We start from the raw sequence: 15,301 nt of genomic DNA, 5'->3' as shown, positions 1-15,301 counted from the left end.
TTGCAGAAAATTTTTCCCGAAAACACCTTGACCGAAAACGACGACTGGCTATACGAAATCACCCCGAAACGAAAGCTGATAGACCTTAACTTTAAGGAGATTTGGCGGTATCGTGATTTGTTGATCCTTTTTGTGAAAAGGGATATAGTCACGGTTTATAAGCAAACTATTTTGGGTCCTTTGTGGTATTTTATCCAACCGCTTTTTACCTCGATAATCTTTACCCTGGTTTTTAATAATATTGCAAGTATTCCCACGGGTAATGTACCTTCGTTTCTTTTTAACCTAACAGGGATTACAGCCTGGAATTATTTTAATCAATGTCTTAGTGGAACTTCTAATACCTTTACCGCCAACGCGGGTATTTTTGGAAAGGTTTATTTTCCACGGTTGATTATGCCATTAAAAACTGTGATCTCCAACTTGTTTAAATTCGGAATTCAATTACTGATATTAATTATTTTCTATTTCTATTTTCTATTTAATGGTGCTGAGTTAAGTCCTAATTCTAATCTAATCTTGTTCCCGGTTTATGTGTTAATGATGGCCTTACTGGGGCTTGGTGCGGGAATGACGATCTCGGCATTAACTACAAAATATCGTGATCTAACCGTTTTAGTAGGTTTTGCTACTACTTTGTTAATGTACATCTCGGCAGTACCTTATCCTTTAAGCGAAGTTTCCGAAAAAATGCCGGACTGGGCCTGGCTGGTGAAATATAATCCGCTTACTCAAATCATTGAAGGCTTTAGGTATATGGTATTAGATACCGGGACCTTCACCTGGCCTGGTTTTTTATATACTTTAGGAGTATCAATCGTGCTATTTCTAATAGGTTTAATTATTTTTAATCGGACGGAGAAGAATTTTATTGATACAGTTTAAGTTAGTTATTAGGCGATAGTCTATAGTCGGTAGGCGTTAATTCAGAAGGTGTAAAGCACAGATGAATGAAATTACAGAGTTGGAAAACTGAAACTTGTAAAACGGAAGAACCCGTAAAATTTTCTTATTTTTCCACCATAATTTTTTAACTGCTAACTGCTTACTTTAATCCTGCAAACTGAAATATGGGTGTAATATTAAAAGCTGAAAATATTTCTAAACAATATCGCCTGGGTACGGTTGGTACCGGTAGTTTGCAGCACGATCTAAATAGGTGGTGGCATAGTCTGCGCGGCAAGGAAGATCCTTATTTAAAAGTTGGTGGCGTGAATGATAGAAGCGCCAAAGCTACCGAAGATTATGTTTGGGCTTTACGGGATATAAATTTTGAAGTTAAGCAGGGAGAAGTCCTAGGGATTATTGGTAAAAACGGAGCCGGTAAATCTACCCTGTTAAAAATTCTTTCCAGGGTAACCGCACCAACCACCGGCAGTATAAAAACTAAAGGTAGAATAGCATCCTTATTGGAAGTAGGAACGGGCTTTCATGGAGAATTGACCGGTAAAGAAAATATCTTTATGAATGGAGCTGTGCTTGGAATGAGCAAAGCTGAAATTAAAGCTAAACTGGATGAGATCATCGCCTTCTCGGGTTGTGAAAAATATATTGAGACGCCGGTAAAGCGTTACAGCAGCGGGATGACGGTGAGATTGGGTTTTGCAGTTGCTGCTCATCTTGAACCTGAGATCTTAGTGGTAGATGAAGTGTTGGCTGTAGGTGACGCCGAATTTCAAAAAAAAGCCATTGGGAAAATGCAGGACCTTTCTACCGGGGAAGGGAGGACCGTGCTTTTTGTTAGCCATAATATGGTAGCAATACAAAACCTTTGTACAAAAGCAATTTATTTGGAAGATGGTAGAAATGTCTTTGAAGGAAAACCATCTGAAACTGTAGATTTTTATCTGGATTCTCAGAATTTAATACCGGACACAATGTACCGCAATAGTGAATCAGAAAAAGATATTTATGTGCGGTCATTTCAAATCATTTCGGAAGTTGCGACTGGAAAGAGCTTTGAATTTGAAGTTATAATAGAATCAAAAATAGAAACATCAGTTGAATTCTCGTTTACTTTAAAAGGAAAAGAATCACAACCTTTATATCAAATATATTCTGGGCATAGCGGAGAAATTTTTGATTTAAAGGTAGGAAAAAACACGATAATTGGAAAATTAGATAAATTTAGGATGACCTCGGGTTTATATACTGCTAATATTTGGCTTGGGACAGCTGTTCAAGTTTACGATTTTCAACAAGAAGTTTTTAACTTGTTAGTTAAAGAAGGAAATATTAGAAAAGGCGGTCCTATATCAAGTAAAAATGGCTATCCCGTAATTGAAGATGCAAACTGGAAGAAAATATGAATGAGAAATTTGTAACGCATAGCAGAGAACCTTTTTTTCAAATAGGAAAAGATCTAATTGGACCAAAGAGTACTGTTTTGGATGTAGGTGCGGGTAATGGAAATTTCGCAGATTTTTGTAATCAAAAAAATATATATTTATTTGAAGGAAATCCTAGCAGTATTAAATCCTTAGAGGCAAATTATAAAAATGTCTATTTAGGACGACTTCCTGAATTACCATTTGACGATACCTTTTTCGATGTAATTCATATGAGTCATGTTATTGAGCATTTGCAGCCTCAAGAAGTATATGATACACTTAAGGAATTCGATAGATGCTGTAAGCCAGGGGGTGCTATTGTGATATCCGCACCTCTAATGTGGGAAGGATTCTATGACGATCTTTCTCATATTAAGCCATATAATCCTTTTATTTTTCAGAAATATTTGTGCTCGGGATTTTGTGATAATTTAACCCGAGAACCAATTGCTAAAAATTATACTGTTGAGAAATTACAATACCGATTTCTGGAAAAGAAAATGTTTTACACATTAAAAAGATCTAAAAACCTTATATCTAAGGTGACTTTTCAGGCTTATGAATTTTTACGTAAGAAAGGTTTTAAAAAGTATCAAAAAACGGGTTATACTATTGTTCTAAGAAAGGGGAAATAATTATTTAATATTATCGGCTTTAAATGAATGAAGATTTAGTTTCCATAATAATTCCCACTTACAACCGCGCTCACTTAATCGGGGAAACTTTAGACTCGGTTATTGCACAAACTTACCAAAATTGGGAATGTATTGTGGTAGATGATGGTTCTGCCGATTATACTGAAGAATTACTGGAGTTTTATTGTGGAAAAGATTCCAGAATACAATATCATCATCGCCCACAAGATCGACCGAAAGGCGCAAATGCTTGTAGAAATTATGGTTTTGAATTAAGTAGTGGGGCGTATATTCAGTGGTTTGATGATGATGATGTGATGTTCAAAAAATTAATTCAAGCAAGACTGGAATTTATTGATGAGAAACATTATTTTATTATTACTACAGGATATTTAGTGAATGAATCTTTAAATGATAGAAAGACACTAAAATTTGATTTGAAAAATGAATTATTTAAAGGAATGATTTTATGGAAAAACCAAATAATTACAAATTCTGTTTTATTCAAAAGAGAATTTTTGTCAGGAGTTTCTTTATTTAATACTCAAATCACGCGAGGGCAGGAAGCAGAATTTTTTTCAAGATTATTTTTTAAATTAAATCCGCAGAGGTATAATATTGTTGATAAACCTTTATTCCTTTACAGGCAACATCAGTTATCAAAATCTAACGAAGATAAATATTATATTAATTATCATAGAGAATCCCGGAGTTATATAGCAATTGAAAATTTAAAAAAAGCTATAAAGATAAAAGACCTAGAATTATTTAATTATTTATATAAAAACATACTATTATTTTATTTTGATAGTATTGATAACTCCCATTATAAAAATGCAAAGTATATTTTAATTCAAGTTACTTCCTGTTTAAAAAGTATTGATATTAAAGTTGCATCTAAGTTTTTATTTTTTGGAGGGATTATATTTAGTCTAAAGAGAAGAAGTTACAGAATTGAAAAAAAATTACTGAACCTTAAAATAAAAATGTGAGGCCTTTAGTTTCTATTATAATACCTACATATAATCGTTCTCATTTAATTGGGGAAACTTTGGACTCTGTAATTAACCAAACCTATTCTCATTGGGAATGTATTGTTGTAGATGATAGATCTGACGATTATACAGAGGAATTAATTAATTTCTACAGGAAAAAAGATCCAAGAATTAAACTTTTTCAGAGACCTGAAGAACTATCAAAAGGGGCAGCAGGGTGTCGGAATATAGGAATTCGAAATTCCATTGGTGATTTTATTCAATTTCTTGATTCTGATGATCTTCTTAGTAAGTCCTGCTTAGAAAACAGAATACAATTTATAATTAATTATCCTAGAAACAATCTTTGGGTATTTAAAACTGCAAATTTTCATACCGGTAGCGTGCCGCAGCTATTTAACACTTTGCCAAATTTGCAAAATGAAAAAGATTTTTATTTAAAAAGCTTCCTCGATGGAAGTTATCCTTTTACTGTAATTTCAACAATTTGGAAAAAACAATATCTTAGAGAATTAAACGGTTTCGACACTGAATTTCTTCTTTTGGAAGATCCAGTCCTACATGTAAAATCTTTATTGGCAGATGGAAAAATAGTAACAGATATAGAAGGTAAGATTGATACTTTTTATCGTACTAACAATGTTTCAAAGCGTGATCAAATACAAATCTGGAAATACCAATTAAAGTTTGCCAAGAAATATAAAAATGAATTTAGAAATTATAATTCTGCATATTTTTATAAGATCATTAAATCATTATTTTGCGATGATTTTTCGTTTAAGTATTTTAAGAAAACTCTATCTTTAGGTGTAAAAACGAGAAATATTTCTTTATTGTTTTTCTTTAAATCGATGTTTTTCTCTTTATATTATATTTCGAAATTAAATCATAAAAGATATATTGGCTTTAATACAGTACGAAAACTTGTTTTAAAAAAATAAAGCTGACGATGTCTATAAACGATATAATATCCATTATAATTCCTTGCTATAATGATGCAGTTTATATAGAAGAAGCTGTACAAAGTGCTATCAGTCAAACTTGGGGTAATAAAGAAATTATTGTTGTAGATGATGGTTCAAATATGGAAACTAAAAGAGTATTAAAAGAACTTGAACCTAAAATCGATTTACTAATTACTCAGGAAAATAAAGGCTTAAGTGCGGCAAGAAATATTGGTATTGAAAATGCTAAAGGAGATTTTATTGTTCTATTAGATTCTGATGACTTTTTTGAACCTGAATTTTGTGAAAAGGCTCTACCCATTATTTCTGAAGATAAGTCTGTTAAAATAGTAACCTGTTATGCAAGACGATTTAATGAAAATGGTGTGATAGATATTTTTAAGCCAGCTGGGGGAGATATTAAAAACTTTCTAGGATATAACGCTGCAATCGGAAATTCTATGATTAGAAAGCAGGATTGGGGTTTGGTTGGGAAGTATGATGAATCTATGCAAGAGGGCTTTGAAGATTGGGAATTTTATATAAGATTACTTAAGCCTGGAGGCTATGCCTATGTTTTAGAGGAAGCATTGTTTAATTACCGCCAGAAAAAAAAATCTATGAGGGGTTCTGCTAATAAAATTAAATATGAGTTACAAAAATATATCTATTTTAAGCATCAGAATCTATATAAGCAGTATTTTGAAGTGTTTGTAGAACATTTATTAGGTAAAATTGAAAGAGAAGAAAGGGAAAAAATTAAACATACTCAACGATTAGAGTTTAGGCTTGGAAAAGCGTTTTTAAATCCCCTACGAAGGATAAAAAGGATTTTAAAATGGTGACCTTACATAAAAAACCAGAGGTTAGCATAATTATGGCCACTTATAACAGGGCGCATTTAATTCATGAGAGCTTAACTTCTATACAAAACCAGACTTTCGAAAATTGGGAATGTATAATAATAGATGATGGTTCGACTGATGAGACAAAGGAAGCTATAAAACCTTCTTTAAGCGATTCCAGATTTCGTTATTTACCTAGAAGTGCAAAACACAAAAAGGGTTTGCCCGGCTGCCGGAATTATGGTATTGAATTAGCTAAGGGAGATTACATAGTTTTTTTTGACGATGATGATATCGCACATCCGAATCATTTTAAAATTACTATTCCTATTCTTAAAAAAAATGATTTTCATTTTTGTCATTATACCAGGGAGGTATTTTTTGGGGAATTTAATCGGGAATTTAATAGAAATCTAAATTATAGCTCTAAGCACATAGATTATAAAAATTTAGAAAAAATAATTACACATGAATTGCCATTTAATTCTTGCGCCGTAATTTGGAAAAAAGAATGTTTTTTCAACAACAGATTTAACGAGGAGCTGTTATACGCAGAAGAATGGGAACTTTACTCTCGTTTATTGTCGAATGGTTTCACTGGTATTAGTATTGATAAAACACTTTATTTTGGCAGAAAGCATAATGCCTCGAATACGGGGGAGTTTTACTTAGGTGATAAAATTAGAAGGGAATCTAAAATAAAAGCTATTCAACTGGTTGCTATAAATTTGCAGGAAAAAGAGTTGTTAACGCCTTTTTTGACCAGGTATTTTATACAGTTGGCGTTTCTCCTAAATGATCGCGCATTAATTAATTTTCTAGGTAAATTAACTAATCTATCAAGGACTAAAATTTATAGATACCAGGTGATTAGAAGGTACTATCCCTTGATAAGTAAATATTTAAGGTTTAAAAAAAAATATTTATGAGAATATTGGTTGTAGCGCAAGACCTTCGGATTTCGGGAACAAGTGAAGGCATTGTTTCCAGGTCTTTTATCTATAAATTGAAGGAATGCTATCCAGATTTCAAGATTGATGTTTTTTACTTAAAAAATCACACGACAGATGTGAAGCCAAAGCTACTAGGCGTGGATAATTATGATGAGAAAGTCATTTATAAGAAAATTCCTGGTAAAACAATATTTTTAAATAAACCTTATTGGAGGCTGACGGGTATTTCATTGAAGGACTTGTATATCGAGAAATTATTTGGACAAGAATTAAAAAAGATAGACTCTTCATTATATGATCTTGTATTTTTGAGAAGCTCAGGTACAGCATTTGAACTTATTTTAGGCGCTATACACAATCCAGAATTATTAGAAAAGTCAATAATTAATTTTCATGACCCTTTTCCTGGTTATTGGGATACTGGATCACAATCGTTCCTTACAAATTTAGAGCTGCAGAAGTTGAAAAGAATGCAAGGGGTTGTAGATCGTTCACAAGCTTGTATCTCTCCTTCAAAATTATTATCCCAGGATCTAGAATTTCTATACGGAACCAGAAAAAAGTTCCATACGCTTCCCCATCAATTTACTCCAAAAGCATTTGATCTAAAAATTGAAGATAAAAATGCAATCAGGAAAAAGAGAAAGTGTGTTTGTATTACTTATCATGGGGCTATTCAATTAGGACGCAGTCTTACAAATTTCCTTGATGTGTATGTAGAGCTAGTTGATAAAAATCCGGTTATTAAAAAAGAGACTGAAGTGTTTTTAAGAATAAAAGGGGAAGGAGTGAATGAGTTGAAAATGAAATATAATAATCATCCTAATATAGAAATAAGATCATTCGCTAGTTTCAATATTTCATTTGAAGAATTAAAAAATGAAACAGATATAGGCCTAATATTAGAGAATAATTCAAGTCATAGCAATATTTTGCCGGGAAAAGTGCCAGTTTTAATCCAACTGAAAAAACACCTTTTTATATTGGGTCCTGAAAGGAGTGAATTGAAAAGATTGGCTAAGGAAAATGGAATTTTTAGTTCTTACCGCAAGAAAGATATAGCTGAAAATTTAATGCTTACAATAAGTCAGGTTCTAAATAAGGAACCTAAAAAATATGAATTAGAAGGCTATTTTTCACAAACGGAATTTAGAAAAAAGTTGAATTATATTATTAATACTACCAATTCTGAAAAATAAAAAGGTCTTAATTTTTGGTCCAGTTGCTAATACGGGTGGAAGGGTTATTGAAATTAACCAAATCGGGCGAGCCCTAACAAACGATCATACAGTTGAAATAATATCAAGTGAATATTTTAATAATAAGTCGTTAATTTTTACTGATTTAAATAACATTAAAATAAATTTCTTAGACCGATTGGTATATGATGAATTTTTAATTTTTCGAATAATAAATTTTCTCACATATTTTAAAAATGGTTTAAGGAAAAGGCGATCCACTTTCGGAAATAATTATTTTACAAAGAAATATTTAAAATATGATGAAAAGCGTTCTAATTTACTTAGAAATAAAATTTCTAAATCTGATTTAGTTTTACTTGTAATGCAGCTACATTCTAACTTTGCAGAAGAAATTATTGAGTTCTGCCAAAAAGAAAATATTCCTTGTGTTTTCAGGACTACGGGTAATATTAATGGAGAGGTGTTTGAGTGTAAGCATTTTAAAAAGATTAGCCGTTTTATTCATCACTCTAATAGAACTGCAAATAAATTATTTAACTTAAAAGTTCCTTATTCAATTATCGACCAGGCGAGTTTACAAGAAGAACAATTACTAAAATTGAAACTAAAAAAAGAAAGAAATTTGAGGTTTGGTTTTTTAGGACGATTTACTAAAGAAAAAGGAGCTTTAGAGTTATCAGAATTTTTCGGAAGCAGAGATGAGCAATTTTTTATTGCGGGAGATGGTCCGCTAAAAAATGAAATTTTAAAGAATATTAAAACCAATCCTAATTCAACATATTTGGGAGCTGTAGCACAGGATAAGCTCGAATCATTTTTCGCTAAAATTGATGTTTTAATTATTAGTTCTTATGAAGAAGCGGGACCTTACACTGGGTTAGAGGCAATGGCTGCAGGAAAAATTATAATTAGTACAAGAGTAGGTGCGATGGAAGATCGATTGGAAGGTACAAATAATGATTTTTGGTTCAATATTAATGAAATTTCAACCTTAGATTCAGCTATCCGGAAATTAAAGAGCGAAGAGACAACTGCCTTAGAAAATATTTCCTGCAATTTGCGAAAAAAAATTATCGAAAATTATTCAAATCAAAAAATAGGTGAGTTGTATCTAAATGAGATCACTCAATTAATTCAAAAAACTGAACGATTGTCAAATACTTTTAATAATCAATCTTAAGATGAATGAGTTAATTTCAATAATAATTCCCACTTACAATAGTTCTAAATGGATTGATGAGACCTTAAATTCGGTATTAAATCAAACCTATTTCAATTGGGAATGTATTCTTGTTGATGATGACTCAGTAGATGATTCAGAAAAAATTATAATTAAATATAGCAAGAAGGATAAAAGGATTAAGTTCTTGAAAAGACCAAATAATCGAATTAAATGCGCAAATACGTGTAGAAATTTTGGGTTTGAAAAAGCTAGTGGTAATTTTATACAATGGTTTGATTCTGACGACTTAATGCATCCTAGATTTTTAGAATTGAAAGTTCAAGAATTCAAAAAATCTTATTCAGATTTTGTTGTTTGTAAAGGAGCCATTTTTAAAGGGAAGATTGAAAATAAAATTGGGGATTGGGATAAGCTATCGGGAACAACTCCGGTTCTTGATCAAGCACTAGGGAGGATTAATTTCCAGACTAATGCTCCAATGTTTCGCAGGGATTTTCTAGATGGAAAAAAACTTTGGAATGAAACATTGCAACGCAAGCAGGATTATGAATTTTTCAATCGAATACTGGCCCAAAGCGCCAATTATAAGATTGTTAATGAATGCTTGTTCTTTTATCGACAACATTCGCAAAGTATCAATGGCATTAATTCACCCACAACTATCCGCTCAATGATTCTTGCTGATTTATTGGTTTATAAAAATACTATACAAGCTATAAGTGAAGAAGACGATAAGTTTAAGTTTCAACAGCATTTTTTTAGAAAAATCATTTCTCGAAGCAAAATTGCGCTAAAGAGCAAATATGTGTTCACTTATTTTAAGGGACTTTGGGGAGCCCTGTCGTTTATAGACTTCGATTATATTATTAATTATTTCCAAAGAAGATGAGGAAAGGTCTAAATCCAAATAAGGATAAAACCGGTGGAATTAATTATTTACACCAGGTCATCATTCCAATTTACATCCCTAACCAAGAAGGTTATTTTGAAGAAAGTTTACAGGTCTTAGAAATTTGTATTGAATCCCTATTGCGCTCTTCCCGGCCTTATACTTTTATTAGTTTAGTAAATAATGGAAGTTGTAGTGAAGTAGAAGAATACATTCTGGATCTCTATAAAGAAGGAAAGGTCCAGGAAATAATAGTTAGTGCTAACATAGGTAAATATAATTCGATTATAAAAGCGGTATCAGGCCATAATATTCCATTAGTCACTATTAGCGATGCAGATGTTTTTTTTAAAGAAAATTGGCAAGAGGAGACTTATAAAATATTTCAAAATTTTAAAAAAGTTGGGGTTGTAGGTCTTATCCCGCAATTTCTCAGCTATCAGAGTCATAGTGAGAATTTGCTTTTTGATTATAGTTTCTCTTCTAAATTAAAATTTGCCAACGTGAAAGAACCAGAGGCATTAGCTGGATTTTATGAAAGTATAGGTTGGAAACCTAACTATCCAAAAGAAAGATTGAAATTTACTCTGTATTTAAATAATGGAGGTTTTGAAGCAATTGTAGGCTCAGGCCACGTGGTTGCATCATATCGTAGAGAGATACTTCAAGATTTAGCTCAATTTAATCCATTCAAAATGGGCGGGAATAGTGAAGAACTATTGGATGAGACAGCGCCTAAAAAAGGATATTATCGGTTTACTACCCCAAAAAATATGGCTTTTCATCTGGGGAATAAACTTGATAATAAATTCTTGGAAAAAATGAATCTTGGAAATAACTTTACAATTAAAGAGGAATCTTTTCCTGATATTCCTGCTTTTATTTACCCAGGATTCAATTGGGCATATTTTTTAAAACGGAAGCTGATCCAACTGATATTAAAATCTCATAAATTGAGAATGCTATATTTGAAACAGTTGGGAATGCCAGAAGCAGCCAGAAAATCATTTTAAGCATGGGGAGCAAGTTTAGTATTTTAATCACCACTTTTAATAGGCTTGAAGAATTAAAATATACTCTTACTTCTTTAGAAATATTAATTAGAGATGGAGTAAGGATTATAATATGCGATGACGCAAGTACCGATGGCACATCAGCATTTATAAGGGAAAAGTATCCTAAAATCCAACTATTGATCAATCCAGTAAATAAAGGGCTTATTTATAGCAGGAACCTTTTAATGGATCAAGTAAAAACCCCTTATGCAATTTCCTTAGATGATGATGCCAATTTTATAAGTCCGAATCCTTTTCAAAAAATACTTGAATATTTTAAAGATGAACCAAAATGTGGAGTTATAGCATTTAGGATATTTTGGGGTTTAAGTAAACCAAAAATCACATGTACCTATGAAAGCTCGCAAATTGTGAAAAGTTTTGTGGGTTGTGCACATGTATGGAGAATGAAAGCATGGAGGGAAATACCCTCCTACCCAGATTGGTATCGATTTTATGGTGAGGAGAATTTTGCGTCTTTACAGCTTTTTAAAAAAGGATGGGGGGTACATTATATGCCATCGGTTTTGGTACATCATCGTGTTGATAACAAGGCAAGAAGAAAAGAGAGGGATTACTATTGGCGAATAAGAAGGTCCTTGAGGGCAGATTGGTATAATTTTATGATCTTCTATCCTAAATCGAAAATAATTAGAATATTTATATACTCAATAAAAAATCAAATTCTTAAAGCCAAAAGAACGAAAGATATTAAATTTTTAAAAAGTCTATTTTTAGGTATTGGCGATTTGTTAATGAATACAAGTAGGTTGAAAAAAAACCAGAACAGCTTAACATATATTGAATATCAGAAATGGAAGGAATTACCTGATGCTAAAATTTACTGGAGACCCGATTTATCTGTAACTCACAAAGAATAAGAGCTTAAAATGAATTTATTAAAAAAACTTAAAGCTTCTGTGACCACGGATAAAAAACTTCAAATCATTAGAAGTTGGGAACGGTTTGAATCACGATTTTATCGAAATGATCTAGATCGTTTGGCAAAAATTTTTAAAACAGATAAAAACGGTATTCACTATTATACCCAGCATTATCAATTTCATTTAAAGCCATTAAGAAAAAAACGTCTTAATTTACTTGAAATAGGAGTTGGAGGCTATAAAGACCCCAAGTCGGGTGGCCATTCACTCCGAATGTGGAAAGCATATTTCCCGAAAGCAAATATCTATGCTGTTGATATCTATGATAAAAAATTTTTAGAAGAGTCCAGAATAAAAATTTTTAAAGGAAGCCAGGTAGATTTTGATTTTATGAAAAATGTTTCACTTAAAATTAGTGAATTGGATATAATTGTTGATGATGGAAGCCATATTAATTCTCACGTAATTGATACTTTTAAGTTTATGTTTCCTCTTTTAAAGCAAAATGGAATTTATTTTATAGAAGATACGCAAACCTCTTATTGGCAAAAAATGGGGGGGACAAGCGAAGAATTCAATAGCTTTAATTCCATAATGGGTTATTTTAAATCATTAACCGATGGTTTAAATTATCAGGAATTTGATAAACCTGGCTATAAACCTAATTACTTTGAATTAAATATTACTTCTATTCATTTTTATCATAATTTAATTGTAATCTACAAGGGTCTAAATAATGAACCTTCAAATTTTATGGTAAATAACCAAAAGCCCCAATAATTTTGAAACCTCTTAAAGATACCGCCATACTTACCACCGTAGCCAATTTTGAGCTGTACCAAAAAACGGCCAATTTGTTTCCAGAAGGTATCCAAACATATGTGATCGATGGTAGAAATGGAATGCACGCATTGCATAGTATTTTTTATATGTTTAAAAAGCTTAAAAATAAGGGCATAGATTGGTTAGTTATGGCGGATGAGGATGTTATTTTTACAAATCCGCAATCCGTTTTGGAACTTATTGAATTTATGAAGCGAAATGAATATAGCGTTTCTGGGGTTCGTGATGGTGGTGCAATTAAGCACCGAAATAATAATCCTTATGCTATAAATACTTTTTTTTCAATTCTTAATTTTAAAAAAGTTTCCAAGCTATTTAATACTAATGAAATCATAGGTAATCAATACGTTAATAAAGGAGAGTTTGAAGATGATTTAAGCAAATTAGTATATAGTTTTGATAAAAAAAGTCTCTATGAACCTTATTATTGTTTTTATTTTTGGTTAAGACGAAAAGGAGAAAAAATACTTTTTTTGAATTCCAAAATGATAGAAGAGGAAAATGAGCAAATTAGTAATGAAGTTTTTGACCCTAATGGTACTTCCTTATTAATTCATACCTGGTATGCGCGCTCGTATGGGAAGAATGAGAAGCATACTGCAAGGATAGATGAAGTTTTAAAGCAAATATCTTTTGCATCAAATCCCAGGAAACCAATTATTTTTAAGGATACCTTTTTCTTCATTAAAATGCAGGTATCCAAAACATTCAAGAAAGTTAAAATGAAATTGTCTTAAAGTATGATTGTAAAAAACAATTTCAATTTCAGAAATATCGCTATAATCCCAGCCCGTGCAGGTTCTAAAAGGCTTCCCGGTAAAAATAAACTCTTGCTTGGAGGAATCCCCTTGGTCGTTCATAGTATTAGATATGCAAAACTCTATAATAATTTGATTGATAAAATTATAGTCTCTACAAATGATGCCGATATAAAAGCTATAGCACTTTCTGAAGGAGTTGAAGTAATTGATCGTCCTCCGGAAATTGCAGGGGATGAGGCTACTACACTTTCCGCTTTACAACACGTATTGGTAAATATAAAAGAGGATGTAGAAAATGTATTTTTATTGCAGCCTACTAACCCATTAAGACCGGATAATCTATTGGAAAATGCTTTTAAAGAATTCTCTAAGGGTAAATACGAAAGTCTTATAACCGTAAGCAGAAGCTATCAAAAGTTTGGGAAAATTAGAAACAACCAATTTATTCCTTTTAATTATAAAATGGGACAGAGAAGTCAGGATCTTGAACCGTTCTACTTTGAAAATGGTTTGCTTTATATCATAAAAGCTTCTTTAATAAGGCAGGATAAATTATTAGGAGAAAATAACTTTCCGTTTATTGTAGATCATCTATTTTCTAATGTAGATATAGATGAAAAAGAAGATTTTGAATATGCTGAATTCTTACTAAACAGAACAGAGAATTAATGAATCCATTTTTAGAAATAGCCGGCCGTAAAATAGGTCTTGATTATCCGCCTCTTGTAATTGCCGAAATAGGTATTAACCACGAAGGCTCACTTCAAGTAGCTAAAGAAATGATAGATGCTGCCCAGAGAGCAGGTGTGGAAATGATAAAGCATCAAACTCATATTGTTGAAGATGAGATGAGCATTGAGGCAAAAAAAGTAATACCAGGGAACGCCGATATTTCTATTTATGAAATTATGGAACGTTGTTCTTTAAACGAAAAAGATGAGCTGGCACTAAAAAACTATGTGGAAGATAGAGGGATGATCTTTATTTCTACCCCATTTTCCAGGGCTGCAGCCAATAGGCTTGAAAATTTTAATGTACCGGCATATAAAATAGGTAGTGGGGAATGCAATAACTATCCATTACTTGAGCATATTGCCGGTTTTGGAAAACCTGTAATTTTAAGTACAGGGATGAATAGTTTAAAAAGTATAGAAAAAGCCGTTCAGATATTTGATAATAAAAAAGTGCCGGTAGCTTTATTACATACTACCAATCTTTACCCTACTCCTGCCCATTTAGTGAGATTTGGAGCGTTTCAGCAACTAAAAGAAGCATTTTCGGATAAAGTTGTGGGACTTTCAGATCATACTTTAAATAACAATGCCTGCCTTGGAGCAGTAGCTTTAGGAGCATCCATCCTTGAAAGACATTTTACCGACCATATGAACAGAACGGGCCCTGATATTAATTGCAGTATGGATGAGAACGCCTGCGGGGCACTTCTTAAAGATACCGCAGAGATTGCGCTGATGCGAGGTGGTGAAAAACAACCTACAAAAGAGGAACAGGTAACCATCGACTTCGCTTTTGCTAGTGTTTGTACTATTGCACCTGTAAAAAAAGGAGAATATTTTTCTAAAGAAAATATTTGGGTTAAACGACCCGGTAAAGGAGGGATCTCAGCTGAACAGTATAGTGAGGTGCTAGGTAAAAAGGCGAAAAGAGATATAAATAATAATGTACAGTTAAAACGAGAAGATATTTTATAAGGGTCTTCGACAAGCTCAGACTGACGATGTCGCGTAGCGGTGGCATTGTGGTCGTCACATTGAGCCTGTCGAA

The 15,301-nt window shown here is 32.3% G+C and carries 16 protein-coding genes; all 16 read left to right on the top strand.

Going from position 1 to position 15,301, the window contains the following annotated elements; translation table 11 throughout:
• The 16 genes from FG27_RS05485 (at position 1) to FG27_RS05410 (ending at position 15,228) form a co-directional block, all read left to right on the top strand.
• Positions 1-885 (top strand): ABC transporter permease, encoded by an 885-nt coding sequence (locus FG27_RS05485; protein WP_231563286.1) that lies wholly within the window; start codon positions 1-3, stop codon positions 883-885.
• 185 nt (positions 886-1,070) lie between these two features.
• Entirely contained in the window at positions 1,071-2,309 is a 1,239-nt protein-coding gene (locus tag FG27_RS05480) for an ABC transporter ATP-binding protein (RefSeq protein WP_037316578.1), read from the top strand.
• Positions 2,306-2,965, top strand: coding sequence for a bifunctional 2-polyprenyl-6-hydroxyphenol methylase/3-demethylubiquinol 3-O-methyltransferase UbiG (locus tag FG27_RS05475; RefSeq protein WP_037316575.1), 660 nt, complete (start codon positions 2,306-2,308; stop codon positions 2,963-2,965). The genes FG27_RS05480 and FG27_RS05475 overlap by 4 nt, the downstream gene beginning before the upstream one ends.
• Positions 2,966-2,988: 23 nt before the next feature.
• A complete protein-coding gene (locus FG27_RS18635) occupies positions 2,989-3,957 on the top strand; it encodes a glycosyltransferase family 2 protein (RefSeq protein ID WP_051935770.1) in 969 nt (322 codons plus the stop codon).
• On the top strand, positions 3,954-4,901 hold the full coding sequence (locus FG27_RS18925; RefSeq protein ID WP_081912594.1) for a glycosyltransferase family 2 protein: 948 nt from the start codon (positions 3,954-3,956) through the stop codon (positions 4,899-4,901). The genes FG27_RS18635 and FG27_RS18925 overlap by 4 nt, the downstream gene beginning before the upstream one ends.
• An 8-nt stretch (positions 4,902-4,909) precedes the next feature.
• Positions 4,910-5,749 carry a glycosyltransferase family A protein gene (locus tag FG27_RS05460; protein WP_037316573.1) on the top strand — a complete coding sequence of 280 codons (840 nt, stop codon included), beginning with the start codon at positions 4,910-4,912 and terminating at the stop codon, positions 5,747-5,749.
• The gene (locus tag FG27_RS05455; protein ID WP_037316570.1) at positions 5,743-6,678 is read left to right on the top strand and encodes a glycosyltransferase family 2 protein; all 936 of its coding nucleotides are present in this window, start codon (positions 5,743-5,745) and stop codon (positions 6,676-6,678) included. The genes FG27_RS05460 and FG27_RS05455 overlap by 7 nt, the downstream gene beginning before the upstream one ends.
• Positions 6,675-7,901 carry a hypothetical protein gene (locus FG27_RS05450; RefSeq protein WP_037316567.1) on the top strand — a complete coding sequence of 409 codons (1,227 nt, stop codon included), beginning with the start codon at positions 6,675-6,677 and terminating at the stop codon, positions 7,899-7,901. The genes FG27_RS05455 and FG27_RS05450 overlap by 4 nt, the downstream gene beginning before the upstream one ends.
• Positions 7,902-8,079: 178 nt before the next feature.
• Entirely contained in the window at positions 8,080-9,084 is a 1,005-nt protein-coding gene (locus tag FG27_RS05445; RefSeq protein ID WP_037316564.1) for a glycosyltransferase, read from the top strand.
• Between the two features lies 1 nt (position 9,085).
• Positions 9,086-9,976, top strand: a complete 891-nt coding sequence (locus FG27_RS05440; protein ID WP_037316561.1) for a glycosyltransferase — start codon at positions 9,086-9,088, stop codon at positions 9,974-9,976.
• Positions 9,973-10,989, top strand: a complete 1,017-nt coding sequence (locus FG27_RS05435) for a glycosyltransferase family A protein (RefSeq protein ID WP_051935769.1) — start codon at positions 9,973-9,975, stop codon at positions 10,987-10,989. Before FG27_RS05440 ends, FG27_RS05435 begins: the two co-directional genes overlap by 4 nt.
• Positions 10,990-10,991: 2 nt before the next feature.
• Positions 10,992-11,912: a glycosyltransferase family 2 protein gene (locus tag FG27_RS05430; protein ID WP_037316558.1), complete on the top strand. Its 921-nt coding sequence runs from the start codon at positions 10,992-10,994 to the stop codon at positions 11,910-11,912.
• A gap of 9 nt (positions 11,913-11,921) precedes the next feature.
• Positions 11,922-12,695: a class I SAM-dependent methyltransferase gene (locus FG27_RS05425; RefSeq protein WP_037316555.1), complete on the top strand. Its 774-nt coding sequence runs from the start codon at positions 11,922-11,924 to the stop codon at positions 12,693-12,695.
• A gap of 2 nt (positions 12,696-12,697) precedes the next feature.
• On the top strand, positions 12,698-13,495 hold the full coding sequence (locus FG27_RS05420) for a hypothetical protein (protein ID WP_037316552.1): 798 nt from the start codon (positions 12,698-12,700) through the stop codon (positions 13,493-13,495).
• A gap of 3 nt (positions 13,496-13,498) precedes the next feature.
• The gene (locus FG27_RS05415) at positions 13,499-14,188 is read left to right on the top strand and encodes a cytidylyltransferase domain-containing protein (protein WP_037316549.1); all 690 of its coding nucleotides are present in this window, start codon (positions 13,499-13,501) and stop codon (positions 14,186-14,188) included.
• Positions 14,188-15,228 carry an N-acetylneuraminate synthase family protein gene (locus FG27_RS05410; protein WP_037316546.1) on the top strand — a complete coding sequence of 347 codons (1,041 nt, stop codon included), beginning with the start codon at positions 14,188-14,190 and terminating at the stop codon, positions 15,226-15,228. The genes FG27_RS05415 and FG27_RS05410 overlap by 1 nt, the downstream gene beginning before the upstream one ends.
• The last annotated feature ends 73 nt before the right edge of the window (positions 15,229-15,301 follow it).

The sequence above is a fragment of the Salegentibacter sp. Hel_I_6 genome (assembly GCF_000745315.1).
Lineage (GTDB): Bacteria > Bacteroidota > Bacteroidia > Flavobacteriales > Flavobacteriaceae > Salegentibacter.
This window is presented reverse-complemented; position numbering and strand designations above follow the sequence as displayed.